Consider the following 21,472-nt stretch of genomic DNA (forward strand, 5'->3'; position numbering starts at 1 on the left):
ATCTTTTGATTACTCAGACAAGCCTTTGACTGTGTTTGTGAGATTTTCCGCACCTTGCTTTATTTCTGTCATGACTTGATTGACCTCGTCAATTTGCGCCACTCCTCGCTCTGTGCTTTCAGATACGGTATGCATCAAGTCCGTAGCTTCTTTGGTTAGCACTTCGTTTTGCTTTACCACTTCATTGATTTCGTTGGTAGACTGTGACGTGCGGGCAGCGAGGTTACGTACTTCATCCGCAACAACAGCAAAGCCTCTCCCTTGCTCACCTGCTCTTGCAGCTTCTATCGCGGCATTAAGGGCTAATAAATTGGTTTGCTCGGCAATTGCACTAATGGTCGAAACTATTGCAGATATCCCTTTTGACTGCTCATTAAGCTGAGCTATGGCCGACATAGCACTTTGAACCTGATTTGAAATAAGGCCAGAAGTACTGACCGATTCTTGCAATAAAAGACCTGCTCGCGCGGCGATCTGCTCAGTTTGCTCAGAAGTCACCTGCGCAACTTCTGCAGCTTGTGCAACACGTTGGGCTTTTTGTACCCTCGCAGTAATGTTAGTAGCAAATTTTATCACTTTGGTGACTTTGCCATGTTCATCTACGATTGGATTGTAGGTCGCTTCAATCCAAATATCTTGACCTTGTTTACCTAAGCGATGAAATCGGCCACTTTTATGCTGCCCTTTCGCCAACTCTTGCCAAAAGTGGGGGTGTGCTTGATAAAAATTATCATCGCAAAAAATACGATGATGCTGACCTTAGATCTCGCTGAGTTTATAGCCCATGGTATCGGTAAAGTTCTTATTTGCATCTAAAATAACCCCATCGGGTGTGAAGGTTATCGTTGCCATTGATTTATCGAGCGCTTGTGCAACCGCTTCTTGGGCTTTTATGGTCTGCTTTTCTTCGGTGATATCATTGGCTATCTTTACAATACGGGTGACGATACCATTTTCTTCTACAGGAAAATACGTCGCGTCTAGCCACACTACATCACCATTTTTAGCAATGCGTTCAAAATTACCGAACTGTGCTTTGCCACGCTGAAGACTTTGCCAAAAGCCCTTATATTCCTGCGATTTAATATAATCTCCATGGCAAAACATACGGTGATGCTTACCAATCACTTCAGACTCGGTGTAACCTACCACAGCTAAAAAGTGCTTATTAACAGCAATAACATGGCCATCGGGTGTGAACTCTATCTTTGCCACGGCCTCGTCAATGGCCAAGAGTAACGCTCTTGTCCGATTTAGCTCTGCGGTTAAATTGTCAATTTCTTGATTTGGCCTGCGAAAAAAGTTCATAACCTATTCCATAGCAACGAGTATTATATACCGCATTATTACCACATTTTTGATAACAAAGTATGAATTATAGATGAGAAATCATAGATTTGTGCATTTTTACTGCAAAGAGAGAGCGCCACTTGAGTTGCTACCTTCGCAATGTAAGGTACTTTCCAAGTGGCGCAGTTTTGTACCGAGTGTATTATCTAGTTATTTTTGAATAGTTAAGCGATAATCACCAGCCCCGCTGTATGAGTAAACCAAGATACGGTAATAACCTGAACCAGCTGAGTAATTGATTGTTTCTTGAGATGTTGGCGTTTCTGAGATTGCAACTTGTTGCCAAGCGCCCCCCTGCCACGCTTCAAGTTTTAAATCAAAATCCGCATTTGTAGGTCCTTCCAAGCTCAGTGCGATAGTCCCTCCGTCATATTGGAACCAATTACCATCTGGTTGAATTGCTTGCTGCTTATCTGACAGGTAACCCGTGTACACATTTGGGAGTGGCGGTGGTGGCGTAGTTGTGTCTACCGTAAATTGAATTTCTGCTGCCGGATCAGAAACATCGATAATGGCAAGTCCCGAATCGCTGCCGTTCCACCACAGCGCATTGGTTCCTTTATTAGCAAGCGCATTAGGTAATGTCGCACTAAACTCTCCTGCAACATCAAACAAGTCACTGCCGTCGCCTCGGTTTCGACCATTTTCAGGGTCGCGATTAGCGTCTCCATGTTCCATCTGAATGTACGGATACCACTCGTTTGAGTTATTACCTGCAGGATCTACATGCCAAATCGCTAGGCCGGAATCGAGTTGCTCTGAGTTTTGTCCCGATTGATGGATAGCTTCAATATAAAATGCTTCGTCGGTATTGTTTGGGTTCGTCCATTTATAGGAAGTATTTGAGCCTGAAACATGACTCAGCCTACCTGTTGGCGCATTAGCATTCACTGCGGGGTTGAGTTCAGTAACAGTGTCCCACCCTGCTATTGCCCTAAAATGTGCAACAGGAGGAGTCGGTTTAAAACGGTTCGACGCCCCTATGGCACCAAATCCCATTACCCCAAAGCTGGCAACAGAACCCTCTGAGCTACCATCGTAGTCATATAAGTCTGGCCAATTTGTGATTAGGTGACCAGACTCATGCACAAAAGTGCCAATGGCTAAACTGTTTCCCATGTCAGTGATTTGGTAGCGATCGGTACACACACCATCGGCGCAAAAGCGAGGACTTAAGCGCGCCATATGTGGCCATAGACCTTTTGACCAAGCGCTGTCAGAGCTCCCAGCGTAAAAGATATTCAAGCCGCGTATTTGGCCACTGCTATTGGTAGTTAGTGAGCTAAAATCAAAACCTTGCTGAAATTCAAGCCAGTTTAACGCCTCTTTTATTAGCTCCTGTGAACGCACCGTAGAACTCAATGAACTATCAGCGTAATAGGCTTTGTTTTTCTTGGCGGTATAATACGTGGTCACGGTGTTAGTATAATCTAACTTACCACCTGAAACTGAGGAAAAATAACCCCTAACTGACTGAGCATTCCCAAACTCTGAATAATTCGTATCATTTAAAAAGCGTTCCACTTGCGCTTTGGTGATCGTGCCACGTTCATCAGGGAAATCGATAATAATGGTCAACCCTTTGACCTGCCCACTAATTTCTTCATTAAGCACCGAAACACTGTCACTTCGACTAAATTGATGCGAATGCATTAAATCTAATTCAGTACCGTCCCCTAACATTGCTTGTTGCGCCGCTTTTACTTTTCTAGCAATCGCATCAACTGATAGCCTTTGCTGCTGAGGCTCCACAGCCCGTATACTTGCCTCAGGCTGAATTTGGTTAGAAACCAGTTTAGCCGAGGAAATTAATTGCTCTCCATCAGCTGATATTCGCGCGTATGTCATTCCTTTTAGGGCTTTGTCATACATAACAAGCTCACCGCGCTGGGTACGTTGCTCTGCAAAATATGTGTTACCGTTGAGTGTTATGGTGATCACTTCTCCATTTGGCTGAGTAAATTGATACTGCTCGTTTTTATATGGAATGGCTGCATTAACAGCGACGCTAGTCGCTAATAATGTGGTTGCCACCAAGGCTGAAGTAAATTTCATTTTTAATTTCCTAGATTACATGTTGTACAATTCATTAACATACAGAACGAGTACAAAATTGCAACATCTACTTGGCTACATTGGGTACAAAAGCAACCAAAGACATAAATAACAAATGGTTACAAAGGTATCAAGGTACTATGCTCCAAAGAAGTAACGTTGAATATTGAGCAAAAAAAGTTCGTTTAAACTATTTTTTTCAATTTTTAGTTTACAACTACTAAACATTACATTAGCATTGGTCTCGTTCCTTTGGGGCTGCGTCTTTTACCTGCGTATTCAGGCGTACCTAAAGTCACAATTGAACTCCCGAGAAGTAGAGCTTGCCGACTAGGACGTTGGCATTATTGGGATTTCCTTGGCACAGCTTGTTGCTATTGGAGTTTTTTATGCAGGCCAGTATGGCCTGCTTTTTTTTGCTAACTGCAAACTTGTCATTATTTTTTTGGTTGCCCACGGTTATTCATCTAGATACACTCGTCCCATCAGTTTTTGATTTGAAGTGAAGCATGTCGACATTACGTCAACCCATTTCAGTCTTGGTGGTCATATATAACGAGCACAATGAATTTTTGTTATTACAAAGAGCGGACGACCCTTCCTTTTGGCAGTCGGTGACTGGAGGAATAGATGTGGGGGAATCACCACTTGAAACCGCTTACCGAGAATTAAAGGAAGAAACGGGTATCGATGCAAAAGCTTTAGGGCTCACCATTCATACTCATAACAAAACAAATCAATACCCTATTCGACCACAATGGCTGCATCGTTATGAGCCTGACGTAACTATAAATACAGAGTATGTTTTTAGCATCCAAGTACCATCAGATATTCCCGTATTACTTGCCAAAGACGAACACATCAGCTTTGTTTGGCTGGACAAGCCAAGGGCTTGCGAGCAGGTTTGGTCACCAAGTAATCGAAAGGAAATTGAATTAATAGGAGTAGCTTGAATTATGTATAACGGACTACAAACACTGCAAACGCCCTGTTTGCTCCTTGATAAGATCACCTTTTTACACAACGTATCGCGAATGGAGCAGCACTTAGCTCACTTTAACATCCCGCTTAGACCCCATTTAAAAACAGTTAAGTCTCTTACTGCTGCAAGTTATTTATTAGCTAACAAGCAAGCTGGATGTACGGTTTCAACATTGAAAGAAGCCGAGACTTTCGCAGCCGAAGGGTATACCAATATTACCTATGCCGTTGGTATCACCGAAGATAAATTACAGCGCGTATTGGCACTGATAAATCAGGGCGTTGAACTCACCATCCTACTAGACAGCATGGAACAAGCCATGTTTGTTTCACGGTTTTGCACTGAGTATGACTGCCAAATAGACTGTTTGATAGAATTAGATTGTGATGGCCATAGAGCGGGCCTTACTCCCAAAAACAAAGAAATTGTCACTATAGCCACCATCTTAGATAATCAAGGACTGTATAAAGGGTTACTGACACACGCAGGGGGAGCTTATACCTGTAATACCCAGGCCCAACTCATCCAATTTGCAGAAAAAGAACGCTTAGCAGTAATAACCGCAGCGTCATTACTAGAAGAAGCAGGACTCAGCACACAAGTACTGAGTATCGGTTCAACCCCAACGGCACTTTCGACCCAAAATTTAGCAGGGATTACGGAAGTCAGAGCCGGTGTTTATCCATTTTTCGACCTCGTGATGGCAGGCATTGGTGTATGCGATATCGAGGATATTGCCTTGACAGTGCTGACCCGTGTCACTGGAGTCAAACGAAGCGAAAATAAACTATTTATCGATGCTGGATGGATGGCGCTTTCCCGCGATAGAGGCACACACAATCAGACCTTAGACTGTGGATATGGGCTTGTCTGCGATCAGCATGGCACACTAATTCCGGGCTTATCTGTAACTAAAACAAACCAAGAGCATGGAATTATTGAGTGCGAGCCAGGCTTTGCTTTACCAGATCTAAAGCACGGTGACTTGCTGCGTATTTTGCCGAATCACGCATGCGCAACCGCAGCACAACACAGTGGCTATCATGTACTTAGTCATGATGACATTGAATTTTGGCCAAGGTTTAGTGGTTGGTAAACGCCTATCAACTACTAGATAGCTAACTTGATAATGTGGCTGAAAGCGCGGTATTAGTGGGTTGAATTTAGCAATAGTAATTCACTAAGAGTTCATCTATATTAGGAACTTGCTTTAATGCGAACCGTTATTATGTCGTGGGAGTACTAACATGGATCCAGTCACACTTATTTTTGAATACCTTTTTACCATTCAAGCGTTTTTACTCATTTTCGTTATTGTGGTACTCAAAGGTAGCATCAAATTTGTGCCGCAAAACAGAGCGTGGATTATCGAGCGATTTGGTAAGTACCAGTCTACCAAAGAAGCCGGTCTTAACTTTATTGTCCCATTTATTGATAGAGTTGCCGCTGACAGAAGCTTAAAAGAACAAGCAGTTGATGTCCCTTCTCAATCCGCCATTACTAAAGATAATATTTCGTTGATTGTTGACGGTGTACTTTATTTTAGAGTACTCGATCCGTACAAAGCCACATATGGCGTTGATGATTATATCTTTGCGGTCACGCAGCTTGCACAAACTACGATGCGGAGCGAGCTTGGTAAAATGGAGTTAGATAAAACGTTTGAAGAGCGAGATCTGCTCAACACAAATATCGTTGCGGCAATTAACTCGGCCTCTGATCCGTGGGGCATTCAAGTACTGCGTTATGAAATTAAAGACATTGTGCCGCCAAACTCCGTTATGGAGGCCATGGAAGCCCAAATGAAGGCGGAGCGTGTAAAGCGTGCACAAATCTTAGAGTCTGAAGGGGATCGCCAAGCTGCAATAAACGTCGCAGAGGGTAAAAAGCAAGCGCAAGTACTTGCTGCTGAAGCCGAAAAGGCAGAACAAATCCTCAGAGCCGAAGGTGAAGCCAAAGCTATTATTGCTGTTGCTGATGCGCAAGCTGAAGCACTAAGAAAAGTCGGTGAAGCAGCGAATACAGATGAAGGTCAAAAAGCCATTCAACTTGACTTGGCAACCAAAGCGATTGCAGCAAAAGAAGCTATTGCCAAAGAGTCTTCTGTGGTTCTACTGCCAGACAGTGGCACAGACGCCAGTTCGCTTGTTGCCCAAGGCATGTCTATTATTAACACATTGAACAAAAAGCAAGGGTAACGCCGATGGCCTTTTTACTGGAGCATTTAGCACAAACTCTTGTAGTACTGGGAATTGCTTGCTTAATTGTTGAGGTTGCCGTACTGGGCTTTGCTACCTTTGTGCTGTTTTTTTTAGGCCTGTCGTTGGTGATCAGCGGCGGCTTAATGTATGCAGGTATGCTAGACCAAACTTGGCTTACTGCACTTTGGTTTAACGCCTTAGTCACAACATTGCTTGCTGTGTTTTTATGGAAGCCACTAAAACGTATGCAAGAGGTGACCGATAAAAAAGAGGTCAACAGTGACTTTGCAGAGCTTACCTTTACGCTAGAAAAAGACTTAAATGCAGATAGCCGCATTTTCCATAACTACTCAGGTATTGCGTGGCAACTAAAAAGCAAAACTCCGTTACCCGCAGGCACTGAAGTCAAAGTGGTTAAAAAAGAGGTTGGTGCATTTTGGGTTGAAGCGATTTAACCCCGTGCAACCTACTCTGGTGCTCAGCGCTAACCGGCACTAAGCACCTTTTTGCTTTTTCGACATTGCGTCTTATGCTGTTATTACAATGATTTACATTATTCTCTTAGCCCATCTCTGTTCTATTTACTCTTTAAAAAACAATAGGTACTATCAAGAAAAGGTACAAATTTTACCAGTCACTGCATGCGAATAACGCTTCAATTTATACCAATTCGCTTAATTAAGTGGTCTATTTGAGGCAAGGAAATGTTGTCGGTAACTAGGCAACAAACTTGCTATTTAGTTGCTCTAAATAAGAAATTTTTAACGCCGTTAGCGTCAAATTTACTCCCTCAAATTGAGCCGGTATAAATACGGATTGGTATTAGAGCGCCTTGGTATAAAAATAGTCGAGGAAAATAACCTTTCATGATTAAGGTCGAAAATTTAAGCCGAGTATACGGCAGCGGGGAAACACAGGTTCATGCCTTAAAGTCTGTTTCGCTCGAAATAAAAGAAGGAGAGTTTGTGGCCGTTATGGGTTCATCAGGCTCAGGGAAGTCGACGCTAATGAATATTTTAGGATGTTTAGACTCACCAACGTCCGGCTCGTACTATCTTGCCGAGCAGGAGATCCAAGTGGTTGAGGATGAAGCGTTATCACAAATTCGCAATCAAAAAATAGGGTTTATTTTTCAGACATTCCATTTACTTACTCGGCTCACGGCGCTTGAAAATGTTATCTTGCCGCTAAGATACAGTAATGCTCCCCCAGCAGAAGCAAAAGCCCGCGGTGAAGCCATGCTTAAAAAAGTCGGCCTAGATACAAGAGCACATCACAAACCTTTTGAAATGTCTGGCGGACAACGCCAACGGGTTGCCATCGCGCGGGCCCTTATCAATGAGCCAAAAGTCATTTTTGCCGACGAACCAACCGGTAACTTAGATAGTAAAACTTCACACGAAATCATGGAGCTACTGTGTCAGCTACATCAACAAGGTCATACCATAGTGATGGTTACGCACGAAGATGACATTGCACACTATGCTCAACGTATTGTTCATATGAAAGACGGCGAAAAGGTGGAGGATAGCGTATGCGCATTGGTATCTTAAGTACCTTTTTATTTATATCACTGTCATGCCTAGCGCACCCCAAGTTAATCTCTGGGGTGGTCAAGGCTGGCGAAACACAAGTATTCCATGCCCCCATGACAGATGCATGGCGAGCTCAAATCCAATGGATGCTTCCAGAAGGTGAAGTCGCCCAAGCTGAGGATGTGGTGGTAGTGTATGACTCAGGCTCTATTGCAACCTCCATTGATCAAGATAAAGTCGCGCTGGATGCAGCTAAAGACGAATATAAACGCTTAGTACAAGACGGTGCACAACGAGTGCTAGAAGCACAATTTCAGCTTAAACGAGCAATGCTTCTGGTAGAGCGAGCGCAGATTGATGCAAGTGTACCAAAAGCTAACATCAGTACTTATGACTACGAGCAATATCAGCTCACACTAGAAAAAGCCATTATCGAGAAACACAAAGCGCAAACTAGCTTAAATCAAGCTGAGACAGAAGCCAAAGCCAATGCACAAAAACAACAAATCGAAATAAATCGACTCGAAGCCAGTTTATCGCATAACCAAGCCCTGTTAGATGAAATGAGCCTAAAAGCGATAAACTCTGGTCCCATACTGTATGCCGATCACCCTTGGAAGGGTTTTAAGCTCTTTGCTGGCGCGACGGTACAACCGGGCTGGAAAGTAGCAGAAATCCCCTCCTCCAACGGACTCTATTTGGAAGCTTGGATCCATGAGGTGGATGCCAAAGGTATCACAGCAGGACAAACTGCCGAGCTAAAATTTGATGCTTTTCACTCCCACCCTATTTCGAGTCAGTTGGCGGAGCTTGCAACCCAACCTGAAAAACGTCAAGACTGGGGGCAAGGCATGTATTATCGCGCTAAATTCACCTTTGCACAGAGTAACTTACCATTATTACCAGGAATGAGTGGTAGCGTCACACTCAAAGGAGTGCATGATGAAAAATAAGTTAAAAGTCATTTTCGCCTGTGCTCTGCTATCTGGATGTGGCGAAAATGCCGACCACACACATTTGGTGTCCCCACAGTCAGTCACTATTTCGGTTGCAGCCAACGGAGAGTTAGAGTCGAAAAGTCGAACTCTGATCGCCCCCCCGTCCATCAAACGAATGTGGCAATACAAAATAAAGCAACTAGTACCAGAAAACACCCAAGCGAAGAAAGGCCAAGTATTGGTTTCGTTTGACGATCAAACCGTAAGGGAACGCTTGATGGACTATCGCGCCAAGTTAGCTCAGGCTGAAAAAGAGCTCGAAAACAAGCAAGCTGAGGTGATTAAACAAGAAGAAGAGCTAAAGCTAGCGCTTGCAGAAGCACAAATGAACTTTGACAAGGCCAAAAGACGAGCAGAAATCATAGACAACTCACGCTCGGATAACGACCGTAAAAAAGCACAAATTGATTTCACTATCGCTCAAAATGACTTACAACTCGCTAAAAGCAAACTGGCATTCCATAAAAATAACAAAGAGTTAAGTATTCAGTTAGCCAAGAGTAAAGTGGCTCGCATGGATGCTGAAGTAAAAGAGCTACAGCGAGATATTGCCCGTTTAAAAGTCAAAGCCCCGATGGATGGCATCGTTGCATACAGAGCGAATCGTGAGGGAGAAAAGCCCAGCACCGACGAATCAGTACAATTTGGGGAGCCGGTTATCGAGCTTTCTGTCCTTGAGCAAATGCAGGTTAAAGCGCAAATTAATGAATCTGATTTTGGCCGAATAGCCATAGGTCAACAAGCTAAAGTAACTATCGACAGTGCCAATAGCCTTGTGGTTACAGGTACATTGGTTGAGATAGGTAAAGCCTTCCGTGAAAAGTCGTATCAAGATAGAAGCCGCATTGTAGATGCAATTATTCAATTGGATGAGGTGGATACCGAAAGACTCCGCCCAGGGCTAACAGCACGTGTCGAAATTACTACCGCCAAAGTTGATAATGCCCTGACGGTTCCGCTGAGCGCAATTAGACAGCGCGATAACCGATACTTGGTGACCACCACAGAGGGTGAGCAAGAAGTTGAAGTGTCGCACACAACCGCTACGCTTGCCGTCATTTCATCCGGTTTAAGCAACGGTGCTGAGGTTAAGCTATGATAAAAAAACTCCTCCCCCTGTGTATTGCTTCCTTACTGATTGGTTGTCAAGAGCAAGTTGAAGCGCCTTCGGCTCTGGTATACACAGTTAAGACCCAGCCATTCTCTATTAAAGTGCAGGCCCATGGCGCATTAGAAGCCTCAAGTGAAACGGTGATATCCGCTCCAACCTCTGCCAGAGGTCCACAGATTTTAGCTTGGCTGCTGCCCGAATATACGCAAGTCAAAAAAGGCGATGTAATTGCCCGCTTTGATGGCAGTCATATGGAAAGAAGAAAGCGTTTTAGTGAATTTGATAAAAACAAAGTAGCGCAAGATATTAGGGTTACAGATAGCGATTTAACCACGCGCAAGTCACATTTAACTCAAGACAGAATCATGGTAAGCGAGGAAAAGCAGTTCGCTGAAACCTTTTCAATTGATGATGAACGGATCCGTTCAAAGTTGGATATATTAGACCAAATGCAAAATGTCGAATATCTCAACGCGAAGGACGATTATTACGGTTGGCAAAGTGAGCAGTTTGCATCTACGGCACTGGGTGAAATGGAACTATTAAAGCTTCAGTCTCAGCAATATGAAAGCAAAATAGCCATGTACAATGCCAACCTTGAAGGTCTTGAGGTCATCGCCCCCCATGATGGCCTGCTGACGCTCAGCAGCGATTGGCGTGGAGATAAACCAAAACCTGGACAAACCCTATGGCCTGGCCAAAAAATTGCCGGACTACCAGATATCTCCTCTTTGCAGGCTAAACTCTTTGTTCACGAGAAAGAAGCGTTAGGGCTGGCAGCCAATCAAAGGGTTGAATTTACGCTGCTTTCCAACAGCGAGGCTACTTTTCAGGGGAAGGTGACGAGCGTCGCCCCTTATCCTCAATCCATTCGTCGCGGCGATCCGCAAAAATATTATGAGGTTATCGCCAGTCTTGATGAAACCCCTGACTATTTTAAACCCGGTAACAAAGTCACTGCGACCATCGTTGTGCAAGAGAATAGGCCTGCATTACTAGTACCTAAACACAGTGTACTCAATGATAACAACGCTTACTTTGTCACAGTAAAAATAGGGAACGAATTTAAACAAGTTCCGGTAGAGATAGGCCAAAGTAATTTAAGCCACACTGAAATCTTAGCGGGCTTAAAACCTAAGCAACAAATTACATTTGTGGCAAACAAGGAGCTGTAATGAAACATTTAGCGTTATTTAGCGATGCCATTGTGCAACTCAAACAGCATAAACTACGAACCTTACTGACATTGCTTGGAATGATTTTTGGTGTAGGTGCCGTTATTGCCATGCTCAATATTGGCGAAGGTGCTGAGCGTGAGGCGCTCAAGATGATCGACTCAATGGGCATCAATAATGTTATTGTCAGTGCCAAGAACATTGAAGAAAACGACCTCATAGAACAACGCAAGCATTCCCAAGGGCTGAACTTAGTAGATGGTCAAGTGATCGTTGATGCCCTGCCCTTTGTAAACGATTTTTCAGCCGAGAGACTGGTAGACACCTATCAAATATTCAGTGAGTTTGCCAGTTTTGAAGGAGAAGCCGCAGGCGTGACTGCCAACTACTTTTCGCTGGCACATTACGAACTTGCAGCGGGCCGCTTACTCAACGAGGCAGACAGTAAAGCGTACCGTCAAGTCGCCCTGCTCGGTGCCAATACTGCCAAAACCCTGTTCCCACTTGGTAGTGCGGTAGGTCAGCAGGTCAAAATCAATCACCTCTGGTTCGAAGTTGTTGGCATACTGCAATCACCCCACCTAAACAAAAAGGAGTTTCAAGGCGTGGCATTAGGTGGCGAGCAAAGCCGTATTTTTGTTCCTTTGACCACAGCCGTACACCGCTTTAATCGAGGTTTACTCGAGCCTGAAGTAACAGAAATAAAGCTAGCTATCGATAAATCTCAAAGTCCCATCTTGGCGTCAAAAGCAATTACCAATATTCTGGCCAATCGCCATAGTGATATTGATGATTACCGACTCACGATCCCTGCAGCCTTACTTGCTCAGCAAAAGCAAACTCAGGCCATTTTCAATATGGTCATGTCTTGCGTTGCAGGTATATCACTCCTTGTTGGCGGTATTGGTATTATGAATATTATGCTTGCAACGGTACTAGAGCGGACCAAAGAAATAGGTTTGTTGCGCGCAATAGGCGCCACTCGGAAAAATATTCAAGTTCAGTTTATTACAGAGAGTTTTACCATCTCGATATTGGGTGGGCTGCTAGGGGTAGTGTTTGGTATTTTGCTTTCAGAGATAATTGCGTTTTATTCAAATTGGGCGGTGTCTTGGTCGCTCAGCGCTATTATTCTCTCTTTCAGTATCTGTGCCTTAGTGGGCTTAACCTTTGGTGTATACCCTGCTATTAAAGCTTCCAAGCTTGATCCCATAGAGGCGTTACAAAGCGACTAACCTCCGGTATAAGAACCATATTCGCATACTATCCAATGTCTAAAACCATTAAATGGTATGCTTTTTATTGGACTTTTTTTCGCCACAAGGTAAACTTTTGTGCGATTTTTATCAAAAAACAGGAAGCATTAATTGAGCAATGGTTGCTCTTACTATCTGCTGTTTGTTGTTATTTCTGCTAAGTCATTTATAAGAAAAAGCACCTAACACAGAGTAAAAATGCTGCTGCGAATGGAACTTCAAGGACAAATAATGAAAAAAATAACGCTTATCGCGCTCTCTCTGGCCTCTCTAACTGCTTGTAAAAGTAACGATATCAATCGTGTTGTAAATGACGGTGTTGACGGTGCTATCAATGGTATTTTTGGCAGCTCAGGGACCGTAGTGTCTGCAAGCTCAAGCGGCTCTAGCAATGACTACTCAGTCAAAAAAGAAAAAGTCTGGACTCACCAAGCAACCAAAACATCTCGAGATTATGGCTCATTGGCATTTGTAAAAACGGCAAAAAACCCAAGTGGTAAAACCAGGCTGAAATTTAACGAATGTAGCCACCCTAGGATCGGTAAAATAAAGTGTGAAGGCAGTTTATACGAAGTTTCACCAGAAGGCTGGTTGGTTAAAGGCGATCCAATCCGCTTTGGCACACATTATTACACTGATATCGTCATTCCCGCAGGGCAGTACTATATTAAGCTCGAAGGTAAAGACGTGAGCAAAGAAGTGTATGCAACAGGCACCATCGAAATCGCTCCATTCGTAACCAATTACATTAACGTAACCGTACAATAAACGAACAAAAGGTACCTAGTTCACCCTACCTAGGTACTTTCTTATTAGTACATATTAACACCGCTTTATGTAGCTAAATAACTCCGTTTCAAAGATGGGCATTTGCATATCTTTGAAACGGAGTTGAAGGCTATAAAGGCTTAGTTACTACGACTAAATCAAAGCTGGTTAACCTACCATAAATGAATATTATTTAGCGCAATCACATAAATAGACGAACAACAATCAGCACAAGAGTGAGGCTACGGAGCTTCTTCATTTATTTTAAGTATAAAAATAGAAACAATCATTCAATTCAGATAAAATTACCGACTATCAAAATTATTCAGTGAATCAAAATAAGATATCAAGATGATTAAAAGCGCTCTATACAAGGGAATCGTTACCATTTTTCTTACCTCAACGCTTGCAGCATGTGGTGGAGGTGACAAAAATGATAAGCCAGATATAAACACTAATAAAGCGCCGGTCATTACTGAGCCCACGCCAGTATACGCAATGGAACGTGACACAGTCACTGTTTCGGCTAATGTATTAGATGAAAATGGCACGGTTGAAACGCTACTTTGGGAACAAACAGCGGGAACCAAGGTTGAGTTGAAAAATACTGATGAGGATACACTAACCTTCCGTGCACCAGATATTGATGAAACAACCACGTTAACATTTAAGCTGACTGCAACAGATAACGCAGGCAATTCGAGCTCTCAGGAATTTACTGTAACCTTGGCTGCATATGCACCTATTTCAAGTCTAAGCATATCCGATAATGCATTAGCAAAATGTATATCAGACACACAAAAAGATAGTGGTATATCAATATTAGATTGTGCTAACTACCCAATAGAAACCTTGGCTGGCTTATCCGACATAACCAACTTAACGAGTATTTCAATTACCAATGCTTATCTAATTGATGTAGCTGAGCTCACTCAACTTCCTAACTTGACCTCGCTGAAGCTAGATTCGGCATTTGATGAACCTAAAAGTTACAGCCAAAGTGAAGAACGCATAAAACAAATTAATACGTTGTCAAGTCTTAAGTTTCTGTCAATTAATGAAGAACATCAATTCCACAGGATAAAATCATTACCACTTCAGAAACTTGATCTATCAGAATTCAAGCAGCTGCATACATTGGAACTACTTAATTCTCCTAGCATAGAAGGTCCAGAAACAATTAGCCTCTCAAAAACTGGGAGTAGTCATCTAAAACATTTAAAACTCAGAGAAGTATACATAGACGACCCCAACGCCGCTATGATGCAATTTAGTGAGCTTCAAAGCTTATCTTTAGAGTCTATGCGTGAATTAGACTCAACACTCTCCTTTCTGAGTTCAATACCTCATCTTAAAGAATTAGTGCTGGAAAATGTCAAAATATCTGACAGTAAAATTATCGAAACAAAAACGGAATTAGAAACTCTGATTCTTAGAAACACGAAGATTCCCGACTTCCAGTTTTTGTCAAAGCTAAAGGATTTAACCACATTAAGGTTAACTGAAACAAACTCGCTTGATCTCAATGACATTGGCAACAAAATGATGTTGAAGTCTCTATCACTTAGAGGTTTGACAATTGGCAACAGCAGCGAACTATCAAACTTTACTAACCTTCAATCTCTACACTTATCAGATCTGGATATTCCCTCTCTAAGTTTCCTACAGTCAATGCCTGAGTTAAACGTTTTAGCCTTAAACTCTCTAAGTTACACCACTGACCTTAGCTGGTTAAGTTATACTCCCAAACTAACCTCACTAATGCTCACGAACTTGGACAGTACAATAGATTTAACTCCATTATCTGACCTTAAAAACCTTAGAGAACTCGATATTTATGACATGAACATGGAGTTCAACTATAGCATTTTGAGTAAAATGCAACTTTTAGAAACTTTTGACTTCAGGGTTCATACTTTTATCGCTTCAGATGGTGTTAAATTGCCAAACTTAAAGTCACTAGAGGTCTATGCCTATGAATATTCAGGCTTGGTTGATCTTTCTAGCTTTTCTGCAATCGATTCAGTGGCTTTTCTTAGGGAACAAGATAATCCAAGTGAAGGGAGAGTTACTTCGCTTGATGCTTTAGGTTCAAACCCTACCCTCAGAAGTTTATATATTTCAGGGTTTCCGGGAATAGAAAATATTAACCAAGTCTCTCAATTTGAGAATTTAGAGCAATTAACCTTATACGATGCAAAAGCAAGTGATATTTACCCAATTTTATCACTAAGCAACTTGAGAAAGCTTAGGTTATTAGGGTTTGTTAGTCCTTTTAGGGCTGATATGCTAGCTGATTTACAAAGCCTAGAGAAGTTACAGATCCATGACAGTGCTATTTTTTGTCAGGATCAGGAGCTACTCAAATCTCTTGATGATGTTGTAGTCTGGATCTATAACCCTGAATGTATTGAATAACCTGCTGATATGAGCTGAATGATAAACGAGGCGTTTAAGCAGTTTTCTTAAAAACGGGCTAAGTAGGTCTATGGTACGCGAAGCTCCGTACTTCTATATTTCAAGTTTTTATGATTAAGACCTAAGGTTTCAAATAAAACAAACATAGTCGCTGTTAGCGGCTATGTTTGCCTTGCATTTTATTATTTCATCCACAACATTCAGAAAATTCTTCTCAATACATAATAAAAAAGCCGTTATAATAGCGCAAAATTATTCAAGACAATGACTATGGCGCTAAAATCCACCATTATTAAAGCACAGCTGTCACTCAGTGACATGGACAGGCATGTATATCAAGATATCAATTTAACACTGGCTCAGCACCCTTCTGAAAACGAACAACGATTAATGATCCGCCTTCTTGCATATGCACTCAACGCCTGTGAGGGTTTAGAATTTACCAAAGGCTTATGCGCTGACGATGAGCCTGAGCTTTGGGTTAAGAACTATAGCGAAGAAATTGAGCTGTGGATTGAGCTGGGGCTACCTGATGAGAAACGCCTCAAAAAAGCATGTAATAAGTCAAAGCAAGTGATCCTCTATACTTATGGCGAAAATAATCAGGCAATTTGGTGGCAAAAGCAGCAACCTAAATTATATGACTTTAAAAACCTAAACATATTCAGCTTAGACTATAGCGCAACACAGGCTTTAGCTCAGCTCGCAGATCGTAATATAAAACTGACTATCACGATTCAAGATGGCGAAGTCTGGGTTAGTTCCGACAGCACCAATGTTGAAATCAAACCACAGCAGTTAATGTAATATTTGCTAAAGTGATGGCTATTGTAGCCAACCAAAGGTGGCTACAAACGCTCTCCTGACAGTTTCAATGCGGCATCATTTAGCAAATCGGCATAAGATGAATCTTCACCTATCCTTTTTGCTTCTGCTCGTAAGTCACGGCTCATTCTTGCTCGGGCAAATTCATCAGTTAATAATTCATTCAGCCGATAAGGTGAGCGACTTATCAAAATCGCCTGCTCAACTGGGCTTTTAGCTGCATTGATCTGCTGTGTATATAGGCTTTCGCTTGACTGTTGGGCTGATGCACTCAATTTGGCCATCGCGATTGACAAATCTGAGTAAAGTTTTACCGCATCGTAATCAAACTCTGTGTTGTCAATGTCAATAGTTGGAAGATCTCGTGCCAAAAACGCATTCACCGTTTGCTTAAACTCATACGGCGCTTCATTCATGAATTTATCAATTCTAATAATATTGAAGAGATCTTGTCTTAGCGACTCACGCTCTACCGTTTGTGACGGTTCATGATTAAGCGCTTGAATATATTGTGGTAGAAATTCAGCTCTCGATTGTGGGTTGGCTAACGCTAGGCGATTATATATTCCTGCTTTTGTTGCTCTAACAGCATCATTTGATACGTTATTAGACTTATTTTCAGCCATTATAAACTGGTCATCTATTAATAGCTTAGCTTTTTCAAAAGGAAGATGACCAACGATAGCCTCAAGTATTGAAAACCCCAAAGCAGGGTCTTCTACATTAACCAGCTGACCACTGATTGCATCAAGTAATTGCTGTTTTACTGCTGATAAATGCGTAGCAGAAACTTTTGCCTCATCTCCACTCACCAGTAAGATAGTTTCAAGTACATTTAGTAAGCCAAATTTCGAGGGCTCCGATGCCGTTTCAAATAGTGAAATTAACTCATTAGACAGTTCAATAGGCGCCAAGGAACTCAGATACTCAAGCACATATAAACCTTGCTTTGACTCCACCCCCAACTGCAGCACCATATTCCACAATAAACTTATTTTATCTTTTCTTGATATATTCGGATCTTTTAATAGTTCTATTAGCTCAGCTTCAAAATCAAGCATGGCTTTTGTGCCAAAAACACTTTTTAATTTTAACGAAAGTGCATCTGCTTGCAGTGATATTGTATTATCTATATCTTTTTTTAATTTAACATCCATATCATAAAAATCTGGAAGCGTAGTAACGAGCTCAGACTGACTAATAAAAGGAACAGCCTCACTGTGGTTTATAGGCTTTTCAACTTTCTTTTCTGTTGTGGATACAAAATAAATGACAACAACAAAAACAGCTATTAAAGATAATATTAAATATTTTGCAACTAATTTCATATCCACCTCCAATTATCTAGTACTTGGAAAGCTATTATAAAGATTTCTTGGAGTAAAAATGGTCACTAGATTGTCGCCAGTGATCTTTTTGTATGAATAGTTTACGAAAGTATCACAACGAAACCTTGCCTTCACTTTCACCAGGCTACCATTTTTATATACCCACTTGCCTTCTGTATATTGTGCGGTAATTGTATATTCAGGATCAAAGCTGCGTTGTGCCCAACCAGCTTCAACTATCTCTCCATGCCTCGTGCCACGGCCATACTTTGCGCCCCAATATGAGGAAGCCCGTTTAAAGCTACTCAGCGTATTTTTGTGAATGACAGTGCTATCATTCAACACTTCAAGTACTTTTGAACCATCCCAGATCCCAACATGGCCAGCCCAACCTAGGCCTGAAATCGATAGATCTCGAGCAACAACATCACCAACACTCGTTGGATTGCCAGCAAAAGCGCTAGTACTTATAGCAAATAATAATGCACCTACAGATAAAGACTTCATAAAATCTCCTTTTAATTAAAAAACCACCAAAACAATAACACCAAAAACAAAAAGTTCAAATAAAAAACAAAAAATAAAATAACTTCAACATTCAAATAAAAACATCAATATAAAAGATTTAATAAACAAAAAATCACAACAAAAAAGAAGGAATATAGAAGGGGCAACAAGCTCTAAATAAAGCCTGCAAAAACCATTTAAGAAATAGCAATTGAAAATAGAGTTAAAATCGACATCGAGACTCTTGTAATGGAGAATAAAGTCACTGGCAATGATCCCTACCAGTGACTTGTTGGAGGCGCTTTAAATCACAGTTTGCGCCATACTGAGTTACTGTCTGGTTGCTGGCCACGAGTCCACCAACGTGCTTGGTAAGTCTCTCCAGAGAAAGTGACTTTATCACCACCGGTATATACTAAGTCACTACGCCATGCTCGGACTGTACCGTCGTCTGGAATAATTTCTTGCCATACACCCCCTTTACTTGGCAACGCTCCTCGTGTCCACCAACGCGCTTTGTATTTCACACCCTGATACCAAACCACATTACCGCCAACATAGACTGCATTTGCATCCCATGTAGTTTTACCCGGCTCAGTAGGTGGCTCAACAGGATCAGTCGAAGTTGTGCTATTGACTGTAACGCTAAAGGTACGTGTTACATCATTTACACCATCGCTGACAATCACTTTACCTGTACTTTGTTGTGTCTTGTTAACTTGAGATGCCGTGAGTGTGATGCTAGCTCCTGTACCAGTCACAGTGTGGCCGGGAACATACCAAGCATATGTGAGTGCTCTACCCTCAGGGTCACTGGCAATTACATTTAGGGTTATCTGTTGACCCTCGTCTAGTGTCACATCAGCGATATCTGCAACTTCTGGGGCTTTATTCTCGACAACCGCTGCTTTAACATTCACTTTTAACGGACGATTAACCGTATGCTTGCCGTCAGTTACTGCAAGCGTTACAGTGAACACCGCATCTTGCGTCACGTTAGGTGTAGCAATAATGACGCGATTGTGTTGTGTCGTTAACGATAAGGCCGCATCTCCTGACCATGTATAAGAAAGCGCTTTACCTTCAGGATCGGTTGCTGTTGCAACCACTTGTAAAGACTCGCCCGCGTCAATGCTTACTTCGCTTGCGAGTGTCACTAGCGGCGCTTTATTCACAGGTGGGGGAGGCATATTTCCAGCTAACCCTTCATGCATGGCGTTAAGAATATCGCCATTATCGGCATCAATTTCCCAAGCAAATATGCCACCAAGGTTGTGCTGAAGAATATACTGACCTTTGGCACGAACCGAGCGCGGACTATCATACGTAACCAGTGTCCCTTTGCTCTTATTCCAAACGTACGCGGCCTGTGCTTGCTCATCATAACCGACTTCAAATCCATTAACGCCTTGCTCGCTATCGCCAATCATATACTTTTTCAAGCCTTTATAATCGATAACACCCGCTTCCCACACTCCTTGTGCCGTTGTGCCTGTCAGCTTGCCACTAGCAGGTGCTGTCATCGGGTTGCCAGCAATGGCCGCATTTTGTGGATAAACACCTTCCCAGCCACGACCATACATTGCCGCGCCAACTACTAGCTTTTTACTGGGGACACCTTGAGCTAATAAAAGCTGGATAGCATTGTCCATCGTATAAGCTGGACCTTTACGTGGCTCACCGTTTTCATCAATACCTGTGCCGATGCATGTTTCATTACTTAAATGCGAACCACAATAAATACCGGTTTGATGGCCTGTTACATTATTCCAGCCACCATGAAAGTCGTACGTCATGGCAAAAATATAATCCATGTGCTCAGCAGCACGTTGATAATCAACATCTTCGATTTTATCCCAGCCAGTGCCGATCGCTGAGGTCAGCTCATACTCTCGGCCTGTTTGCGCCTCAAGCTCATCTAACATGGCGCGGAGCTCTTTCATCAAGATGACATAAACTTCACCATCGTTGGCTGAACCGCGGTTTGGACTTGCACCGTCTCCACCAGGGAACTCCCAATCGATATCAATACCGTCGTAAAACTTCCACGTGGTAAGAAATTCACGCATTGAATTTACAAAAGTGTCGCGATTAGCTTTGTTATCAAAATCAAAGAAAGGGTCCGATAACGTCCAACCACCCACAGACGGTAAAATTTTCAACTCTGGATTTCGCTGTTTCAGTGCCATTAATTGTGCATAGGTTCCTCTAATAGGATCTTTGCTATCCACTCCAGGCAGCGCTTTTTGTACCGCCGCCCATGGATCGTGGATCACCACTTCATAATCATTAGAATCACCGCACGCTAACTGAAGAGCACGCAGACTATTGCCATTCTCGATTTCGCCCAGTGATTCATTCGGCCCACAAATTGGAATAAAGCCATACAACAGGTGAGTGAGGTTATCAGCTGGAATTTGAGTAACATCGAATTGACGACCATAAATGCCCCACTCAACAAAATAAGCGCCAACAACTTTATCTGGATCGGTATTAAACTGCTTATTGTTTGGATTTACGTTGAGTTGTAGTGGTGCTAAATGACCACCGTCAGTATCCGCGATTACAATGGGCTTTGCCGCAGACGTAGCACAACCTGTGGCATCACAGAGTTGGATAGTTAACTGATGACGACCTGAGCGATGATAAGGAAAACGGATCACTCCCGATTTAGTGCCAGCGGCAAGCGCCCCTTCGTTAACCAAACTATCATCAAAAAAAACCTTGTAGTGATCGCCACCTTTGCCAGACCATGCGTTCCATTCAATCTCTATATCAACGGCATCTTTAGCTTGAACTAACTGTTTGTATGAGCCCCGGCCATAGATATTTACATCAACAAATGAATAGCTCTGTGGCTTCCAAGTGATGCTCGGTGTTGAAGGTGCAGCTTGCACGGTACTTGATGCAATTGCCGCAGCAACAGCTAAAGATGATGAGAGTAATTTAAACATGGATTCTTC

Annotated in this window: 17 protein-coding genes and 1 pseudogene; 12 read left to right on the forward strand and 6 right to left on the reverse strand. The window is 42.4% G+C overall.

The window, feature by feature from the left end; genetic code table 11:
- Nucleotides 1-9: 9 nt before the first annotated feature.
- The 3 genes and pseudogenes from CEX98_RS23610 to CEX98_RS18990 all read right to left on the reverse strand — a co-directional run.
- Nucleotides 10-747: pseudogene (locus CEX98_RS23610) on the reverse strand (methyl-accepting chemotaxis protein); the annotation flags it as partial.
- Between the two features lie 12 nt (nt 748-759).
- On the reverse strand, nt 760-1,308 hold the full coding sequence (locus tag CEX98_RS23615) for a PAS domain S-box protein (protein WP_242441763.1): 549 nt from the start codon (nt 1,306-1,308) through the stop codon (nt 760-762).
- A 192-nt stretch (nt 1,309-1,500) separates the two neighbouring features.
- A complete protein-coding gene (locus CEX98_RS18990) occupies nt 1,501-3,405 on the reverse strand; it encodes a M6 family metalloprotease domain-containing protein (protein ID WP_099643575.1) in 1,905 nt (634 codons plus the stop codon).
- 509 nt (nt 3,406-3,914) lie between these two features.
- Here CEX98_RS18990 and nudB point away from each other — a divergent pair.
- The 12 genes from nudB (at nt 3,915) to CEX98_RS19050 (ending at nt 16,656) form a co-directional block, all read left to right on the forward strand.
- Nucleotides 3,915-4,358 carry a dihydroneopterin triphosphate diphosphatase gene (gene nudB / locus CEX98_RS18995; protein WP_099643576.1) on the forward strand — a complete coding sequence of 148 codons (444 nt, stop codon included), beginning with the start codon at nt 3,915-3,917 and terminating at the stop codon, nt 4,356-4,358.
- Between the two features lie 3 nt (nt 4,359-4,361).
- A complete protein-coding gene (locus tag CEX98_RS19000) occupies nt 4,362-5,483 on the forward strand; it encodes an alanine racemase (protein ID WP_099643577.1) in 1,122 nt (373 codons plus the stop codon).
- Nucleotides 5,484-5,634: 151 nt separating this feature from the next.
- Nucleotides 5,635-6,585 (forward strand): SPFH domain-containing protein, encoded by a 951-nt coding sequence (locus CEX98_RS19005; protein WP_099643578.1) that lies wholly within the window; start codon nt 5,635-5,637, stop codon nt 6,583-6,585.
- 5 nt (nt 6,586-6,590) lie between these two features.
- Nucleotides 6,591-7,043, forward strand: a complete 453-nt coding sequence (locus tag CEX98_RS19010; protein ID WP_099643579.1) for an NfeD family protein — start codon at nt 6,591-6,593, stop codon at nt 7,041-7,043.
- 411 nt (nt 7,044-7,454) lie between these two features.
- Nucleotides 7,455-8,141 (forward strand): ABC transporter ATP-binding protein, encoded by a 687-nt coding sequence (locus CEX98_RS19015; RefSeq protein ID WP_099643580.1) that lies wholly within the window; start codon nt 7,455-7,457, stop codon nt 8,139-8,141.
- A complete protein-coding gene (locus CEX98_RS19020) occupies nt 8,123-9,076 on the forward strand; it encodes an HlyD family secretion protein (RefSeq protein WP_099643581.1) in 954 nt (317 codons plus the stop codon). Before CEX98_RS19015 ends, CEX98_RS19020 begins: the two co-directional genes overlap by 19 nt.
- Nucleotides 9,066-10,220: an efflux RND transporter periplasmic adaptor subunit gene (locus CEX98_RS19025; protein ID WP_099643582.1), complete on the forward strand. Its 1,155-nt coding sequence runs from the start codon at nt 9,066-9,068 to the stop codon at nt 10,218-10,220. Before CEX98_RS19020 ends, CEX98_RS19025 begins: the two co-directional genes overlap by 11 nt.
- Nucleotides 10,217-11,407 (forward strand): efflux RND transporter periplasmic adaptor subunit, encoded by a 1,191-nt coding sequence (locus CEX98_RS19030; protein WP_099643583.1) that lies wholly within the window; start codon nt 10,217-10,219, stop codon nt 11,405-11,407. The genes CEX98_RS19025 and CEX98_RS19030 overlap by 4 nt, the downstream gene beginning before the upstream one ends.
- Nucleotides 11,407-12,642, forward strand: coding sequence for an ABC transporter permease (locus tag CEX98_RS19035; protein WP_099643584.1), 1,236 nt, complete (start codon nt 11,407-11,409; stop codon nt 12,640-12,642). Before CEX98_RS19030 ends, CEX98_RS19035 begins: the two co-directional genes overlap by 1 nt.
- A gap of 252 nt (nt 12,643-12,894) precedes the next feature.
- Nucleotides 12,895-13,431: a hypothetical protein gene (locus tag CEX98_RS19040; RefSeq protein ID WP_099643585.1), complete on the forward strand. Its 537-nt coding sequence runs from the start codon at nt 12,895-12,897 to the stop codon at nt 13,429-13,431.
- A gap of 351 nt (nt 13,432-13,782) precedes the next feature.
- Nucleotides 13,783-15,849 (forward strand): leucine-rich repeat domain-containing protein, encoded by a 2,067-nt coding sequence (locus CEX98_RS19045; protein ID WP_099643586.1) that lies wholly within the window; start codon nt 13,783-13,785, stop codon nt 15,847-15,849.
- 270 nt (nt 15,850-16,119) lie between these two features.
- The gene (locus CEX98_RS19050; RefSeq protein ID WP_099643621.1) at nt 16,120-16,656 is read left to right on the forward strand and encodes a YaeQ family protein; all 537 of its coding nucleotides are present in this window, start codon (nt 16,120-16,122) and stop codon (nt 16,654-16,656) included.
- 41 nt (nt 16,657-16,697) lie between these two features.
- On the opposite strand, the gene CEX98_RS19055 is transcribed toward CEX98_RS19050, so the two are convergent.
- The 3 genes from CEX98_RS19055 to CEX98_RS19065 form a co-directional block, all read right to left on the reverse strand.
- Nucleotides 16,698-18,002: a hypothetical protein gene (locus CEX98_RS19055; RefSeq protein WP_099643587.1), complete on the reverse strand. Its 1,305-nt coding sequence runs from the start codon at nt 18,000-18,002 to the stop codon at nt 16,698-16,700.
- A 12-nt stretch (nt 18,003-18,014) separates the two neighbouring features.
- On the reverse strand, nt 18,015-18,509 hold the full coding sequence (locus tag CEX98_RS19060; protein ID WP_099643588.1) for a hypothetical protein: 495 nt from the start codon (nt 18,507-18,509) through the stop codon (nt 18,015-18,017).
- Nucleotides 18,510-18,817: 308 nt separating this feature from the next.
- Nucleotides 18,818-21,463 (reverse strand): glycosyl hydrolase family 18 protein, encoded by a 2,646-nt coding sequence (locus CEX98_RS19065; protein WP_099643589.1) that lies wholly within the window; start codon nt 21,461-21,463, stop codon nt 18,818-18,820.
- Nucleotides 21,464-21,472: the final 9 nt, after the last annotated feature.

It is taken from the genome of Pseudoalteromonas piscicida, from assembly GCF_002744175.1.
Lineage (GTDB): Bacteria > Pseudomonadota > Gammaproteobacteria > Enterobacterales > Alteromonadaceae > Pseudoalteromonas > Pseudoalteromonas piscicida_B.